Raw genomic sequence first — 16,170 nt, 5'->3', positions numbered from 1 at the left:
TGTCCTTAGGCGTGCAGGTTGGCGGGGGAGGCGGTCGGTAGTCCAGTCAGCTGAGCTGCCCCAAATTCTTGGAAGGCGATTCGCTCTTCGACCGGGTACACCTCGCGGCCGGCGATGCGGTTGATGATGACCGAATTACGGTAGGCCCCCATGCCAAGATCTGGCGCGGTGAAGCCATGGGTGTGCAGTTCAGCGTTTTGCACAAAGATGTCCTGCTCACTACCGATTGAATACTCGCGGTCAACGTTGAACCGGCCATCGGCCAGGTATTCGATGCGTTGGGAAATCCCGCTGAGGAAGTCCGGGACACCTGCACGGTAGCCGGTAGCCATCACCAGATTGTCGACGACAAAATCTAGGTCCTCATCGGTGCGCTCATGATGCAAGCTGATGGCGATGCCTTCGGCAACCACGTCGATATTCTTCGCGGCGCAACCGGTGCGAAGGTGCACATTGGCTGCACCATCAATGCTGCGTTCATAAAGCTCTTCGTGGATCTCATTGATCAGATCCGCGTTGATGCCTTTATATAGACCCTTCTGCTCCGCATTAAGCTGATCGCGTTTGGCCATAGGCAGGCCGTGGAAGTGGTCGATATATTCCGGCGAAGTCATTTCCAAAGTGAGTTTGGTGTATTCCAGCGGGAAGTAGCGTTCAGAACGAGTAGCCCAGATGAGGTGATCATCTTCTGGCACGCTCCGCAGTAGATCAAGGAAGATTTCTGCTGCGCTCTGACCGCTGCCTACAACGCAGTGCACTTGCGGGCGTGAGGTATCACCGGCAGGCGCTAGTAAGGCATCACGCTCGAAGAGGTATTGGCTGGAGTGGATAATTTTGCCGGTCTTGGCAGCGGCGTCGGTAATCACCGGTGGCAAGAATGGTTGGGTGCCGGTTCCGAGTACTAGTTTGTTGGCGGTGAAGTGGCTCAGACCAGCTTCGGTCAATACCGACAGGTGGTAGCGGCCATCGCGGTATTCGGTTTCCAATACGCGGTGGCCAAAACGCACACTGTGAATATTTTCAGCGGCCCACGCCAAATAGTTGGAGTACTCCTGACGTAGCGCGTAAAAGTCTTCGCGGATATAAAACGGGTAGATCCGCTGTTTGCTCTTGAGATAGTTCAGGAATGAGTATTTGTTGGTGGGGTCGGCAAGGGTCACCAGATCGGCCATAAATGGAACCTGCAAGTGGGTCCCGGGCAGCATCATGCCTGGATGCCAGATGAACTGGTCGCCGGCTTCGAGGACAGCAACGTTGAAGTCCTCAATTCCATCGGTCAGTGCAGCAAAACCAAGGTTGAAGGGGCCCGCTCCGATGGCAATAACATCAAAGTGTTCGTTTGGCTGATTCATGCGTTTTCTCCAGTGGTGCGCTCGGTGAGGATCTGCGTGCCGGTGCGGCAAATAGCGTCGAGGATTTCGCTGATATCGCTCAGCGTGGTGTTGGGGTTGAGCAATGTGAGCTTGAGCAGGCGTTTGCCAGCCACAGTGGTGGCAGCGATCATTGCTTCACCGCTGGAATACAGGCGTTGACGGATCTGGTTGGCCAGCTGGTTGTGCTCTTCAATTTCCAATGGATGGCTGGGGTCTTCGAAGGAGAAGACCAAAGTGCTTAGCTGGACATCGGCAACCAGGTGAAGTTGGGCGCGCATGGCGACTTCTTGTTGCGCGTCTTCGGCCAGGGCGATGACTTGATCAAACATTGATCCCAGACGTTGGACGCCGAGCGTGCGTAGGGTTACCCACAATTTCAGAGCGTCAAAGCGGCGCGTAGTCTGCAAAGACTTTGACACCTGATTAGGAGTAGCGGCTGCCTCGGAGACCGGATTGAGGTATTCGGCGTAGTGCGCGATCGATTCAAAACTTGATGCCGCTTTTACGATCAAAGCACTGGAACCGATGGGCTGGAAGAAGGACTTGTGATAATCCACGGTCACCGAGTCAGCCTGTTCGATACCATCCAGACGATGCCGGTGTCGTTCTGAAAGTAGTAGCCCGCATCCATAGGCGGCATCAACATGCAGCCAGGCGCCGAACTCGGTAGCCAGCTGACGTAGTTCCGGTAACGGATCGATGGCGCCGAAGTCGGTGGTCCCGCTGGTGGCTGAAATCGCCATGGGTACCAGCCCGGATTTACAATCCTGAATTAGTTGGGCTCGTAGGGCCTGAGCATCCATGCGGTGCTGGGCATCGGTAGAGATGGCAACAGCTGCTTCGTAGCCCAGTCCTAGAAGCATCGCTGCGTTGCGGATCGAGAAGTGCGCGTCTTCGGAGCAGTAAATTCTCAAGTTGGCCAGTCGCTGAGGCAATGGGCCTTTCAGTTTGGCTGTGGCGGTGTTGCGAGCGATGAGCATCGCCTGCAGGTTGGACTGAGTGCCACCGGAGGTGAAGATCCCATCAGCCTGTACTGAGTCGTAGCCGATGAGGCTAGCGGTGAAGTCAACCAATTTTCGCTCAATGTGTGTGGCCGCCGCGCTTTGGTCGAAGGTATCCATTGAGGTGTTGATGCTGGTAACGAAGTTTTCTGCCACGACTGCCGGCAACGCTACAGGGCAGTTCAGGTGTGCGGCGTACTTCGTGTCGTGGAAGTACACCGCGTCCTTGAGGTACAGGTCGTTGAGTTCCGCGAATGACTCCTCGGTGGTACCGAGGGGAAGATGCAGATCAACGTGGTTGATCTTGGTTGCCATCTCTTGTGGGGTCGGTCCGGTCGTGGGGGCGTGAACGGTTTTGAACTTGTTGGCGACAATGGTTGCTGCCCTGTGAGAGGTTTCTTCGTAGATTTCCGCCGTACTCGCGCACAAGAGCGCGTTGTCGTAGAGCGGCACTGGAACATCAGGGAATTGCAGGGTAGGTAGTGAGGCACCCAAGAGCATGCTCCTCAGATAGGATCGAAATATATTTGGTCAGGCTCACCTAACAAGAATCTATTAACAACACAAAGTAATTAGTTAATGCAAACCGACTAACCCATGTCGAGTCGCGGCGAGATTTTTTCGACATTTTGCTTGCTGGGTGCGCCTGTTGTGATAAATTGACCGTTGACCTGATGTTTGAAGCTTCATCTATTTACCCTGAGAGTGCGAATGCCGCATGAAGTCCTCGGGTTCTAGCCTTTTTAGGTTTCACTAATTGTTTGATTGCAATTTGCGGGTAATCCAAATATGCTCAAGCGGTTATCAAGGAGACTCAGGTGACCATCGATGAGGCCAGGGGAAGTCAACGTAGCCAGCGCTACTTGATTACTTCCAACGCGTCCGACGCCGCCGCTCGAGGCTTGGGTGACATCACGATTGACTTGCTCTTTGTCTCAGCACTGGGAGCGAGCGCATTCCAGATGGGCTTGCTCAACACACTGGGCTCGCTGGCTTTTGTTTTCGCCAGCGTCCCGGCTGGTCATCTGGTCGACAAATACTCGGCACTGCGTTTCCTGCGTATTGGACTGAGCGGAAAAATCGCCGTGATGATGTGCCTGGCGATCTTGGCGTTTGCCGGCGTGCTAAGCATCGCCATGGGCATGCTGCTGTGCACCTTGTTAGGTGTCTGCAACGTATTTTCGGAAACTGCGCAGACCTCGGCCGTTCCGCGACTTATCGGAATGGGTCCTGAACGCAGGTCTTCGAGCATCAGCAAGCTCATAGCCCGACTCAGCGCGGCAGACCAATCGATGACGGTCATCGTGCCAGCGCTCGCCGGTACCGGATTTGCCTTGCTCGGCGCACCAGCTCTGCTGGGTATATCTGCAGCGTTGGCCGTATTGGCACTCATGCTCGCATTGCGGATTCGCGATCATCGCCATGTGCCCAAGGCAGATCTAGCTCAGGGGCCAACGCCGGAAGAAGGTGCTGTCCTCGCCGGTGTCAAGTACCTGTTTGCACACCGAGAACTTAGAACCGTGACGATGGTTGTGGCACTTTCCAATCTGGGATTAGCCATCGGCTCCTCCGTTGAAGCCATCTTCATCATCAATGACCTAGGCTTCGGCGAAGTCGGGTTCGGTCTTTATGCCTCGGTTTGCGCGGTTGGCGGACTGATTGGAGCCATGGCTGCCAGCAAAGTAGTAGGACACTACTCGGCGGCGAAGTTACTGATGTTAACCGGAGTAGTCCAGACAATCTTGGCCGGATTTGTATTGTTAGCCGCCTTTGTCGGCGATTTTTGGAGCATCGTATTGCTAGCCATCCACGCACTGGGATGGGGGAGTGCGACGTTGATCTTTAATATCGCGGCCTCCTCATGGCTGGTGGAACTTGTTCCGGAAGCGTTATTAGGCCGAGTGCTTAGTGCTCGCCGACTCTTTACCTTTGGCGCCATACCGCTGGGAAGCCTGCTCGGTGGTGTTCTGGGTAGCGCCTTCGGAATCGTCGCTGCGCTCATTGGGTGGGTAGGCGCCGCTCTGATCGCAGTCGTGTGGTTCTGGATCATGCGCCACCCGGCGAAGCGCTAGGCTGGAATACATAAGCTTCCGAAGAACCGAAGGCAACTGCGCCCGTGAAATTAGTTATCGACGCCCGATACACCCGCATCACCCATCATGACGGAATCAGTCGCTACACCGCTGGTCTCATCGCGGCAACAAGCAAACTCGCCGACGTCACCATGCTGATCAACGACACCCGGCAATTGGCGATGCTCCCTGACGTTCCCTATCTGTTAGTTACGGCACCAACTAGCGTGCTGGAACCATTAGTTGCGCTGCAGATTAATAAGCTCAAGCCCGATGTGGTCTTCTCTCCAATGCAAACCATGGGCACGATCGGAAGAAAATTCCCGGTCATTCTTACCTTGCATGATCTGATTTACTACGCGCACCCGCACGCACCGAAGTTCCTGCCAGCACCGATTCGGGCCGGATGGTTCCTCTTCCATCAGGTCTATTGGCCACAACGCTTGTTGCTGAATCGAGCCGATGCGGTGGCCACCGTCTCGAACACGACGGCTGATCTGATGCGCAAGCACCGACTGACCAAGAAGCATATTGGTTTGGTATCCAACGCGCCGACCGGAAATTTTGTTCGCCGGGACCCCTCGCTGACACCCAAAAAGACGTTGCTCTACATGGGCTCCTTCATGGAGTACAAAAACGTTGAAACTTTGCTTCGCGCGATGCAATACCTGCCGGAATTCGAGCTGCACTTGCTTAGCGGAATCAATGAACAACGTTCTGCGGAACTGCGTGCGCTGATTCCCGATGGTGCCAGCGTAGTGTTCCACAACGGAGTCAGCGACGAAGAATACGAGCAACTGCTCAGGGAATGTACCGCTTTGGTGACGCTCTCGCGTGAAGAAGGCTACGGGCTTCCGCTGGTTGAAGCGATGAGTATGGGTACTCCTGTAGTCGTGACCGATATGCCGATCTTCAGGGAGGTCGCCGAAGACGCCGCGTTGTACGCCTCGCCGGATGACGCACAAGAGTTTGCGCAACAAGTACGTAAGTTGGATGAGCCTACAGTCTGGGAAGAGTATTCGCAGCGTGCAGTTCACCGTGCAGAACACTATTCGTGGCAGCGCTCCGCACAGCAACTATTGGAGTTAGTCAAGTATGCCTCAGATCACAAGAAGCGATGAAGCGGATCTAGCTCTGAGGCCTAGCGAGGTAGTGGTTCAAATCGCCGAATTTTGGGGATAAATCACCGGTGGCGCCACCGAAGCTCGCCGATTTGAAAACCTGAGTTGGCCAGTGCTAAAGTATTACTCGTTGCATTCCTCCATAGCTCAATTGGCAGAGCATTCGACTGTTAATCGAAGGGTTACTGGTTCAAGTCCAGTTGGAGGAGCCAAGAAAAAACTTCCCAGTTACTTAGGTAGCTGGGAAGTTTTTTTATTTCCCCGACCCTAAAGTCAACTGGGTATTTCGACTGAAATAAGTCTGATGGGCGGATCTCCTATAACCTCAGGTGATAAGACGATAGACTTTCGAATCGTTAACAGTTACACCCTAAGCATGAGATTGAGCTATGGGTTTTACGCCTGAAGACTGAGTCGTTGAAGGTAGCCGGAATGTTAGCGTGAGTTATACCGGTTGCCGCGCGATCGAGAATATGGAGAAACCATGACTGAAGCTGAATCGATGCAAGCTGACGAAAGCCTGAAGTCGAGCGTCAAAAGTGCAAAGTCGCAGGTTGATGGACTTAAGGAGCTTGTTCCCCAACAGCTCTCCGACGAAGTCAAGCTCGCCACCACGGTACTCAAGGGCAAAGGAATCAGGCTCGGCACCGCCGCAGCGCTCGCGGGTGCCGCGTTGCTCTTGGTATTGCTTTTTGTGATCGCTGTAGTCGTGACCTTGGTAAATGTTCTGGCTATCTGGTTGCCCGGTTGGGCCGCCGCTTTGATCATTGCAGGATTCTTCCTCCTGGTCGCCGCTATTTTGGGATTGGTCGGATACGCCAAGATCAAGAAGGCTCTACCTTTGAAGCCGGAAGCAGCAATCCGTGGCCTGCGTCATGACTTCGGTGTGCTCAAGGACGGTAGTGGATTTGACGTTTCTACCCTCGATGAGCCGCTAAAGAAGAAGTCTGAAGAAGACGATGACAAGGACAAGAAGAAGGAACCAAAGCCGCCAGCACCAAGTGCTGACGAACTGATCCTTCGTACCCGTCGCCGTCGTCGCCAGATCCAGGCTTTGCGCGACAACCTAGGCGAGAGCGTTCAGGCGCCTCTGGCCAAGATCGATAAAGTACGTACCTTTACGCAGAATGCTGGAGATCGAGTTTCCGGTGCTGCTGCTAAGGCTCGTGGATTTGTCCGCCCTTCGTCTTCGGCTTCCGAAGATCAATCGGAGGCTGACAGAGTCAGCGGTAAACGCGCAGAGCAAGCACGCCCCTATGTAGTGATGGCTGGTTCAACGTTGGCACTCGGGGCTGTAATCCGCGCTTTATTCAAGCGCTCCTAAGTTTTCTGCTGACGGGGCGGTGCGACAGCGCCAGGGCGAAGAGGACCGCCCCGTCATGTACAAAAAATTTGGGCTAGAAAGGCACTGACATGGTTTGGATCGCTATTGCAGCGGCACTATGCAGTGCCTTTTGTCTTGCCTTTGGGGCTCACTTCCAGTCCAAAGCGGTACGTGAATCCGTGGATGGTCTGGAACTGACCCTAAGGAATGCAGGAAACCTCGCCAGCAACAAAGGCTGGATGGGTGGACTGCTCTTGATGATTCTGGGCATGGCTCTGAATGTTTTTGCCTTGGCCAGCGCCCCACTTACCGTGGTGCAGCCAATTGGTGCTATCGCTCTTGTGGTCACAGCGGTGGTTAATGCCAAAGAAACTGACATCTCCATGAACCGGCCAACGGTGCTGGCGATCATCAGCTGCATGATCGGTTCCGTCGGCTTTGTGCTGCTGGCAGTTACCGCAACCAACAGCAATCACGCAGTGACCGAAGAACAGTCACATTTGATTGAAATGATCCTGGCCGGCGTAGTTGCCATCGTGGGATTGGCCACGATCTTGTTCCACCGCAAGCTGGTAGCGATCTTCTTTATCGTTGGTGCAGGCGTGCTGTTTGGGTTTGTTGCGGTACTGGTTCGAACCATTGCCATCGCCGTGCTGGGTATCGGAAACAGTAGCTTCCTGCAGCTTCCTTGGATCGCTGGAATCGCAGTGGTGGTCGCCGGGCTCCTCGGATCATTTTTTGTGCAGAAGGCCTACTCAAAGGGGCCTCCGGAGCTTGTGATCGCGGGGCTGACCGTCATTGACCCGATTATTGGTATCGCCATCGGAGCGAGCATCTTGGGTGAATTGCGTCCCGATGTTCCACTTCTAGTCACCGTGTTGATGGTCGTGGCAGCTGGCTTTGCAATAGTCGGAGTTGTGGCTCTCTCGCGCTATCACCCAGACGTGATCGAGCGCCGAAATCAATCCGAGGCGGACAAAGAACTGCACGAGCCCAAATAGACTGAACCTACAGACTTTTCATCAACCCAAATTTCTTGTGAACGACTAAGGATGCCCGTGGCCGAGGAAAAACCACTGACCATTGTCATTGCAGCTGACACCTACCTGCCGAACGTAAACGGCGCAGCGATGTTTTGCTATCGGTTAGCCACCGAGATGCATGCCCGAGGACATCGGGTGCACGTGCTAGCTGTACGTGGTGACGATGGTAAGACTTTCACCGAAATCCGTGACGAAGCAATTGTGCATCGTCTGAAATCGCACTCGGTTCCGACCCACGAGTATTTCCGAATCGTCGCCCCCTGGGAAGTCAACAGGCAGATTGATAAGTTATTGGCCGACATCAAACCTGATGTCATTCACGCGCAGAGCCACTATATGATTGGCCAGCGTTCCGTTGGGTGGGCCAAGAAAAACAAGGTTCGCTCAGTGGCCACGAACCACTTCATGCCTGAAAATCTTGACCCTTTCCTCCCATTCCCTCAGTGGTTCAAACGCATCGTGGCGCATAACTCCTGGAAGGACATGGGCAAGATTTTTGGTCGCGCTGACGCCGTGACCACTCCAACACCTTTGGCTGCTAAAGCCATGCGCGAGCGTGCCAAGCTGATGAACGTTTTGCCTTTGTCTAATGGCATTGAGGTTGGCAACTACGAGTTGGCTCCTGGGGAACAGATCATCAAGAACGACTTCCCAACCATCCTCTTCGCTGGTCGTTTGGCTGTTGAAAAGAACATCCACGAACTAATCGAGGCGCTGCCTTTGATGACTCAGGTACCCGATGCCATCATCGAAATCGTTGGTGGTGGCGAGCAACGAGTCCACCTGGAAAAGATTGCCGATGATCTGGGAATTCGGGACCGCGTACGCTTCCTCGGACTGGTCAGCGACGAAGAACTTCGACAGGCCTACTTGCGGTGCGATGTGTTCTGTCAGCCAGGAACCGCGGAGCTTCAATCGTTGGTCACCCTCGAAGCACTCTCCGCGTCAAGGCCGGTAGTGCTGGCTAATGCCATGGCGCTGCCTCATCTAGTTGATGAAGGGGTCAACGGCTACATGTTCAAACCTGGTGATCGCCAAGATTTGGCCGACAAGCTCGACCGCATTCTGGCCCTGAGTGAAGATGAGCGGGCCAAACTTGGCCAGGCCGGACACCGTAAGGTGATGAACCACGCGCAGAGAAAGACGATGGACTCCTTCGAAGCGTTGTACCGCGGTGAAAAGGTCTCCACACACTAAGTCTTGTGTCACGACGGGGTGCGCCAAATCGGTGTTTTGGCTAGTGATGCCCTAGAATATTTCGAGTGTGCTTGCACCAATAGGTGTTGAACACATGTGGGGAGTTAGCTCAGTTGGTTAGAGCAGGGGACTCATAATCCCTTGGTCATGGGTTCAAGTCCCATACTCCCTACCAACACTGATCGCTCGGCAACTAGTTACATCTAGTTGTCGGGCGATTTTTCTTTGACCACAGTTTTGAAGCTATTCGTGAAGCGGTAAGAGGATCGACGGGCGCATATCGCGCACCAGTAATGTGGGGTCAATATATTCGCCCTCTAGCCGCACACCCCAGTGGATGCAGCGCCCAGAGCAATGGGCTCCAGTGGCTACGGTTCCCACCTGATCCCCGGCATTCACCATTGCACCGACTTTCACCGTAGCGGTCACCGGTTCGATGCTGGTCTTAAAACCGCCACCGTGGTCAATAACCACCACAGGTCGGTCAACAACGGTAGAAGCGAAAGTAACTTTCCCGCGCTGTGGTGAAGAGACCTTAGTTCCCTCGGATGCACCGAGGTCCACTCCGCGATGTCCAGGCAACCAATTTTGGGCCGGCTTATCAAAGGGCTCAAGGATCTTGGGTTCACCGGCCAGCGGCCATCGCCAACCTGCCGCGGTACTTAGCGCTGCGCGTTTGGCCAGTGATTGACTTGGCCCGGTGGACGCTGAGGCCGCGGATGAGCCGAAGGTAAGTGCAAGTACAAGCAAGAAGTAGAGACAGCGTTTAATATTCATTTATTCAGCCTGCGTGGTGCATGTCAGCAGCTGGAGGCAGTGGGGGCGAAATGTGGGTAAGTTGATGGGCTCTAGATCACTTTCCTGCGTGTGGGTGGTTGTCATCTCTGTAGTACACTTGAAACAGCAGTTTCCTGTCATAGGTGTGTCCAAAATTGGATGCAGCGGATAGGGGATTGACTTCGCGTATGAGTTTCCATGACCACTTTGGTTGTGGCCTGAGGTTCCAGTGGTCCGAGAGAATCGGTGGATCGAAGGCGAGATGCTAAGCATCTTCGGCGCTCGTACTAGGGCGGATAACCACAATGGCTATCTGCATCAACCCGAACAAACAAGAGCAGTTACCGCGGGCGCATCTGTGCCCGGTCCGCCACTGCTGAAAGGAGTTGCGACATGCCAGTCGTAACCATGCGAGAGCTGCTTGACAGCGGCGTCCACTTCGGCCACCAGACCCGTCGCTGGAACCCAAAGATGAAGCGCTTCATTTTCACCGAGCGCAACGGCATCTACATCATTGACCTGCAGCAGTCGCTGTCGTTCATCGACCGCGCTTACGAGTTCGTCAAGCAGACTGTTGCCCACGGCGGCAGCGTTCTGTTCGTCGGTACCAAGAAGCAGGCTCAGGAATCGATCGCCGAGCAGGCTAACCGCGTTGGCCAGCCATACGTGAACCAGCGTTGGCTCGGCGGTATGCTGACCAACTTCCAGACCGTCTCCAAGCGCGTTCAGCGCATGAAGGAACTGGAAGAGATCAACTTCGAGGACGTTGCTGGCTCCGGTCACACCAAGAAGGAACTTCTGCTGCTCAAGCGCGAGCTGACCAAGCTGCAGAACAACCTCGGCGGTATCCGTAACCTGACCCGCACCCCTTCGGCTATCTGGATCGTTGACACCAAGAAGGAACACTTGGCTATCGACGAAGCTCAGAAGCTGGGCATCCCAGTTGTGGCCATCTTGGACACCAACTGCGATCCAGACGAAGTTACCTACCCAATCCCAGGCAACGACGACGCTATTCGCTCCGTCAACCTGCTGACCCGCGTTGTTGCTGACGCTGTGGCCGAAGGCCTCATCGCCAAGAACAACAAGGCTGCCGGTAAGTCTGAGGGTGCTGCTGAGCCTTTGGCTGAGTGGGAGCGCGAACTGCTTGAGGGCGAAAAGGCTAAGGAAGAAACTCCTGCCGCTGAAGCTCCAGCTGAAGAAGCTCCTGTTGCAGAAGCTGCAACCGAGGCAGACGAAGCTAAGTAGTCACCTGCGTGACTCTAAGAATTTGCCTTGACACACTAGCGTGTTGATCGAGGCAAATTCGACTAAGTCTTGTGGGACGGGCCGGAAAACCGACCCGTCCCACAAGCAAATCAAACTTGAAACTCCTAGCTGAATGGGATTGCACGTGGCAAACTACACCGCTGCTGATATCAAGGCACTGCGCGAGCGCACTGGCGCCGGCATGATGGACGTTAAGAAGGCTCTGGACGAGGCTAACGGCGACGCCGAGAAGGCCATCGAGATCATTCGCGTAAAGGGCCTGAAGGGCGCTACCAAGCGCGAAGGCCGTTCGACTGCTGAAGGCTTGGTTGCTGCCAAGGTTGAAGGCACCGTCGGCGTTATGATCGAGATCAACTGCGAGACCGACTTCGTCGCAAAGAACGAGAAGTTCATCGCACTGTCCAACAAGGTTCTGGATGCCGCTGTGGCTTCCGGCGCAGCAGATGCAGAAGCACTGCTGGCTTACGAGCTGGACGGCAAGACCATCGGCGACACCGTCATCGAAGAGGGCGCAATCCTCGGCGAGAAGATCGTTGTTCGTCGTGTAGCACGCATCGAGGGTGCCAAGGTTGCAGCCTACCTGCACAAGACCAGCAAGGACCTGCCAGCTCAGGTTGGCGTTCTGCTGGCTGTGGATGCTGACAGCGAAGCTGCCGGCACCGTTGCACACGATGTTGCTGTTCACACCGCTGCATTGGCTCCAACTTTCCTTACTCGCGATGAGGTTCCAGCAGATAAGGTTGCCGATGAGCGCCGTATCGCTGACGAAACCGCTCGCGCAGAAGGCAAGCCAGAAGCTGCTTTGACCAAGATCGTTGAAGGCCGTCTGACCGGATTCTTCAAGGAAATCGTTCTGGTTGACCAGGCTTTCGCCAAGGATGCCAAGAAGTCCGTAGGCAAGGTCTTTGAAGAAGCTGGCACCAAGCCAGTTGCTTTCGCTCGCTTCCGCGTAGGCGCCTAAGCTTTAGCGCATTAGGCACTAGCCGCACGTTTTAAGCGAACGGCGGGCAGGGTAACCTGACCGCATCAGAGAAAAGGGAGGTGAGCACCGAGAGAAAACTCGGTGACTCGCCTCCCTTTTCTCGAGCCCGGATTTCAAGATACCTTGGGAACTGGGAAGTACTACCCCCAGCTTGATTCCGACCTCCAGGAGTAAGACAACTTATGACAACCACCCCAGAAACCAAACGTCGTCGCGTCCTGCTCAAGCTCTCCGGTGAGGTGTTTGGCGGCGGCAAGGTCGGTGTTGACCCGGACACCGTGCGTGGCGTTGCACGGCAGATCGCTGCGACCGTTGGAGAAGTTGAGGTGGCCATCGTTGTTGGCGGCGGCAACTTCTTCCGCGGCGCAGAACTTTCCGCTGCGGGCATGGACCGTTCACGTGCCGACTACATGGGCATGCTGGGCACCGTCATGAACTGCCTGGCCCTTCAGGACTTCTTGGAACAGTGCGGTGTTGAAACCCGCGTTCAGTCCGCCATCGCTATGGCTCAGGTCGCAGAGAACTACATTCCACGTCGCGCCATCCGCCACATGGAAAAGAACCGCGTGGTCATCTTCGGTGCCGGCGCTGGTCTTCCTTACTTCTCTACCGATACCGTGGCCGCTCAGCGTGCCTTGGAAGTCGACGCAGACGAGGTACTGATGGCCAAGTCGGGCGTTGACGGCGTGTACACCGCTGATCCGAAGAAGGACCCAAGCGCCAAGAAGCTGGACACGCTGACCTACAGCGAAGCCCTGCTGAACAACATCCGCGTTATGGATCAGACCGCTATGACCATGTGCCAGGACAACAAGCTAGACATGCTGGTCTTCGGCATGGAAGGCGAAGGAAATGTCGCTGCAGCCATCCGCGGTGAGCGGATCGGAACCACCGTCACCGTTTAATCGGTGAACGTGGCCTAGGATTGAAGTAGATTTATTTTCCCGTAGCGGAAACACAGATGAAGAACTTGAGGAGTACCGGTGATTGAGGAAACGCTGGCGGAGACCGCCGATAAGATGGAACGCACCATTGATGCCGCCAAGGAGGACTTCGCGACGATCCGTACCGGTCGCGCCCACCCAGGTATGTTCTCAAAGGTCATGGTTGACTACTATGGTTCGCCAACCCCACTGCAGCAGCTGGCATCCTTCGCGGTTCCAGAAGCACGCACCATCACCATCACCCCATTCGATGTGACCGCACTGCGCGAAATCGAAAAGGCTTTGGGTGACCCAGAAGTAGGCGCTAACCCTTCTTCGGACGGCAAGATGATCCGCGTGACCCTTCCGGTACTGACCGAAGAGCGTCGCAAGGAATACGTCAAGCTGGCCAAGGCCAAGGGTGAAGACGCTCGTGTTGCACTGCGTAACCACCGTCGCAAGGCTAAGGACACCATCGACAAGTTGGTCAAGGATGGCGAAATTGGCGAAGACGAGGGTACCCGTGCAGAAAAGGACCTTGACGCGCTGACCAAGAAGCACGTTGATTCAGTCGATGAGATCCTGAAGAAAAAAGAAGCCGAGCTGCTGGAAGTCTAATGCCAGGCTCGACAGAGAACACTGAGGGCAACGCTTCGGCGGTGCCCTCAGTGGCATCCGGTAATTCTCAGCCGATGTCCCGGCGAGAGGCTCGCGCACTGCGTGAGGCTCAAAGCAAGGGGCAGCAAAATGCGACCGAGGCAAACAAAGGTGCAGACCAAAAGTCGTTGGGCGTAAGCAAGTCGGAACTTCGTGTGCCGGCCCCGCCGGAAACCGACTCAGAGGATCTTGCCGAAACTGGTGAACCCGATGCTAAGGAAGCGGCAATCCCGCCCGAACTGCTCATCGGCAACCCCGAACCCAAGGTCTCACGCGCCGGCCGAAACCTGCCGGCCGCTATCGGCGTCGGGGTAGTACTGCTGGGCGTTGTGCTCGTAGGACTATTCTGGGTGGAACCGTTGCTGGTCTTTGCCGTCACCGTACTAAGCGGCATCGGCTGCTGGGAAGTGGCACGAGCAACAACTCATGCCAAAACTGCGGTGCCTCAAATACCGCTGTATCTGGCATCGATCCTGCTCCCGGTCAGCGCCATACTTGGGGGAGTAGAAGCCCTCGGGTTTAGCTTTGTTGCCTGCGTTTTGGTTGCACTGCTCTTTAGGCTGATGGAAGGTCTGAAGGGTGCGGTCGCCTCGGTGATGAGCAGTGTGTTCATCATTAGCTGGATTCCGCTGTTGCTTTCCTTCGCGCTGTTGATGCTTGACGGAGAAGACGGACAGCTGCTGATTGCTACGATCCTGCTTTTGGCCGTTGCCAATGACACCTTCGGCTACATTGTTGGTGTGCTCATTGGTAAACATCCAATGGCGCCGAAGATCTCTCCGAAGAAATCTTGGGAGGGCTTTGGCGGATCGCTAATTGGCTCAATGGCTATTGGTGCTTGCGCGATGTACTTCTGGCTGGATATGCCGTGGTGGACTGGCGTGATCTTGGCCTTCTTCACCACTATCGCAGCAACCACCGGCGACTTCGCGGAGTCGATGGTCAAGCGTGAACTGGGCATTAAGGACATGAGCAACCTGCTTCCTGGGCACGGCGGAATTATGGACCGACTTGATTCGGTGCTCTTTGTTATCCCGCTGGGATACTTAATTTCGCACTTGCTTGCGTGGAGCGTAGCGGTCTTCTGATCCGAGGTTTTCGCAGCGGGAATGGTGTAATCCTTGATTGGAGAACACCTGCTGGTGTGGCCATCGGGCCAAGTATTGGTTTGAACAAATAGAATATGAGGGTATCGCCTGAGGGTGATACGCCACTGACATCTCTCTAGAGAAAAAGGAACTGTCGTGTCGCAGCAGCAAGATGCTCCGTTTTCCCGCGTACCGGATGCGGAGTTTGGCTACAACGCAAAGCAAGTTGATGCGTTCCTTAGCCGTGCCCGTGCCACCTTCAACGGCGGGGGAAACGACGACAGCGTGGTGACCAGCCACCTGATTCGCCGAACCACTTTTGCTCCTCAAAAGGGCGGCTACCAGGCGCGCGAGGTTGATGGTGCGCTGGATAGGTTAGAGGACGTGTTTGCCAAGCGGGAACGCGACGATCTGATCAGCCACCAGGGCGAAGAAGTTTGGCTACAGCAAGTTGGACGACTAGCTGCCATTCTGCGTGGACGCCTGCACCGTGCCAAGGGTGAGCGCTTCCGCCGCCCATCGCGTACCAACGCCTCAAGCTACAACGTTGAAGATGTTGACCGTCTATGCGACCAGCTCATCGATTACTTCGAAAACGATGTTCCGATGGCCGTGGACGCCGTACGCCGTGTTGAATTCCGTTCTGCTCAGGGAACTGATGGTTATGAGGAGTCGCAGGTTGATGCGTTCCTCGACCGCGTAGTTGAGCTGATGGCATCCATCGACTAGTTCGCTGCGAACTACGCTGAACTTTAACCGCGAGGACGGACAGGAGATTTCTCCTGTCCGTCCTCGCTTTTTCTTATTGTGGGTGCCTCAGGCATGCGGGTCAGCCTTGCGGTGACTCATAGTGTTTAAGCCAGCTCTTTAGGGCGCCTTCAAGCGCAGATTGCTGCGTAAGAGAGAGCTGGGCGATCAGTCGAGCCTCATTATCGAGGTGGTAGGTCATGACTTCATCGATCTTTGTCTTACCTGCGGCGGTCAAGGAGATGCGGCGTCGACGTTGATCACCGTCCGCGCTCTGACGCTCGACATAGCCGGCCGATACTAGCCGGTCTAATCGCTTAGTTGTGGCTCCCGAAGTGACCATAGTCTGGGCAGCCAGTTCGCTTGGCGCTAGACAGTAGGGTTCTCCGCTGCGGCGCAGGGTGGCCAGAACATCAAACTCGGCTTCGGTCAGCCCATGGTCTGCATACACGGTGCAGATATCTTCGCGCAGGAAAATTGCGAGTCGATGGAGTCTGCCAATGATCCCTTGGGGTGTTGGGTCCAGATCGGGGCGCTCGGCAGCCCACTGCTGTTGGATACGTGCAACGTGGTCTAAATGCTCCATACTCTTCATT

The 16,170-nt window shown here is 55.2% G+C and carries 15 protein-coding genes and 2 tRNA genes; 13 read left to right on the top strand and 4 right to left on the bottom strand.

Annotated elements, in window-relative coordinates:
- Positions 1-5 precede the first annotated feature (5 nt).
- Positions 6-1,352 (bottom strand): SidA/IucD/PvdA family monooxygenase, encoded by a 1,347-nt coding sequence (locus tag EYR88_RS12235; protein WP_131090041.1) that lies wholly within the window; start codon positions 1,350-1,352, stop codon positions 6-8.
- Positions 1,349-2,869 (bottom strand): aspartate aminotransferase family protein, encoded by a 1,521-nt coding sequence (locus EYR88_RS12230; protein WP_131090040.1) that lies wholly within the window; start codon positions 2,867-2,869, stop codon positions 1,349-1,351. Before EYR88_RS12230 ends, EYR88_RS12235 begins: the two co-directional genes overlap by 4 nt.
- A 323-nt stretch (positions 2,870-3,192) precedes the next feature.
- On the opposite strand from EYR88_RS12230, the gene EYR88_RS12225 reads away from it, so the two are divergent.
- The 7 genes from EYR88_RS12225 to EYR88_RS12195 all read left to right on the top strand — a co-directional run bounded on the left by EYR88_RS12225 (position 3,193) and on the right by EYR88_RS12195 (position 9,306).
- On the top strand, positions 3,193-4,446 hold the full coding sequence (locus EYR88_RS12225) for an MFS transporter (RefSeq protein WP_131090039.1): 1,254 nt from the start codon (positions 3,193-3,195) through the stop codon (positions 4,444-4,446).
- A gap of 44 nt (positions 4,447-4,490) precedes the next feature.
- The gene (locus EYR88_RS12220; RefSeq protein WP_131090038.1) at positions 4,491-5,567 is read left to right on the top strand and encodes a glycosyltransferase family 1 protein; all 1,077 of its coding nucleotides are present in this window, start codon (positions 4,491-4,493) and stop codon (positions 5,565-5,567) included.
- 136 nt (positions 5,568-5,703) lie between these two features.
- Positions 5,704-5,779 (top strand) — tRNA-Asn (locus EYR88_RS12215).
- 272 nt (positions 5,780-6,051) lie between these two features.
- Positions 6,052-6,891: a phage holin family protein gene (locus tag EYR88_RS12210; RefSeq protein ID WP_131090037.1), complete on the top strand. Its 840-nt coding sequence runs from the start codon at positions 6,052-6,054 to the stop codon at positions 6,889-6,891.
- Between the two features lie 89 nt (positions 6,892-6,980).
- Entirely contained in the window at positions 6,981-7,892 is a 912-nt protein-coding gene (locus EYR88_RS12205; RefSeq protein WP_131090036.1) for a DMT family transporter, read from the top strand.
- Between the two features lie 51 nt (positions 7,893-7,943).
- Entirely contained in the window at positions 7,944-9,131 is a 1,188-nt protein-coding gene (locus EYR88_RS12200; RefSeq protein WP_131090035.1) for a glycosyltransferase, read from the top strand.
- Between the two features lie 98 nt (positions 9,132-9,229).
- A tRNA-Ile gene (locus EYR88_RS12195) sits at positions 9,230-9,306 on the top strand.
- Between the two features lie 68 nt (positions 9,307-9,374).
- Here the strand turns inward: EYR88_RS12195 and EYR88_RS12190 are convergent.
- The gene (locus tag EYR88_RS12190; RefSeq protein ID WP_131090034.1) at positions 9,375-9,908 is read right to left on the bottom strand and encodes a M23 family metallopeptidase; all 534 of its coding nucleotides are present in this window, start codon (positions 9,906-9,908) and stop codon (positions 9,375-9,377) included.
- Positions 9,909-10,301: 393 nt separating this feature from the next.
- On the opposite strand from EYR88_RS12190, the gene rpsB reads away from it, so the two are divergent.
- The 6 genes from rpsB to EYR88_RS12160 all read left to right on the top strand — a co-directional run bounded on the left by rpsB (position 10,302) and on the right by EYR88_RS12160 (position 15,556).
- Positions 10,302-11,156 (top strand): 30S ribosomal protein S2, encoded by an 855-nt coding sequence (gene rpsB, locus EYR88_RS12185; protein WP_131090033.1) that lies wholly within the window; start codon positions 10,302-10,304, stop codon positions 11,154-11,156.
- Positions 11,157-11,301: 145 nt separating this feature from the next.
- Positions 11,302-12,138, top strand: a complete 837-nt coding sequence (gene tsf, locus EYR88_RS12180; protein WP_131090032.1) for a translation elongation factor Ts — start codon at positions 11,302-11,304, stop codon at positions 12,136-12,138.
- 203 nt (positions 12,139-12,341) lie between these two features.
- The gene (gene pyrH, locus EYR88_RS12175; RefSeq protein WP_131090031.1) at positions 12,342-13,064 is read left to right on the top strand and encodes a UMP kinase; all 723 of its coding nucleotides are present in this window, start codon (positions 12,342-12,344) and stop codon (positions 13,062-13,064) included.
- Between the two features lie 78 nt (positions 13,065-13,142).
- Positions 13,143-13,700, top strand: a complete 558-nt coding sequence (gene frr, locus EYR88_RS12170) for a ribosome recycling factor (protein WP_131090030.1) — start codon at positions 13,143-13,145, stop codon at positions 13,698-13,700.
- Positions 13,700-14,827, top strand: a complete 1,128-nt coding sequence (locus EYR88_RS12165; protein ID WP_242632572.1) for a phosphatidate cytidylyltransferase — start codon at positions 13,700-13,702, stop codon at positions 14,825-14,827. The genes frr and EYR88_RS12165 overlap by 1 nt, the downstream gene beginning before the upstream one ends.
- A gap of 156 nt (positions 14,828-14,983) precedes the next feature.
- The gene (locus EYR88_RS12160; protein ID WP_131090029.1) at positions 14,984-15,556 is read left to right on the top strand and encodes a DivIVA domain-containing protein; all 573 of its coding nucleotides are present in this window, start codon (positions 14,984-14,986) and stop codon (positions 15,554-15,556) included.
- Between the two features lie 100 nt (positions 15,557-15,656).
- Here EYR88_RS12160 and EYR88_RS12155 read toward each other — a convergent pair whose 3' ends face one another.
- Complete coding sequence (locus EYR88_RS12155) at positions 15,657-16,160, bottom strand: MarR family transcriptional regulator (protein WP_131090028.1); 504 nt, start codon at positions 16,158-16,160, stop codon at positions 15,657-15,659.
- Positions 16,161-16,170 lie beyond the last annotated feature (10 nt).

Source organism: Arthrobacter sp. S41 (assembly GCF_004320535.1).
Lineage (GTDB): Bacteria > Actinomycetota > Actinomycetes > Actinomycetales > Micrococcaceae > Glutamicibacter.
This window is presented reverse-complemented; position numbering and strand designations above follow the sequence as displayed.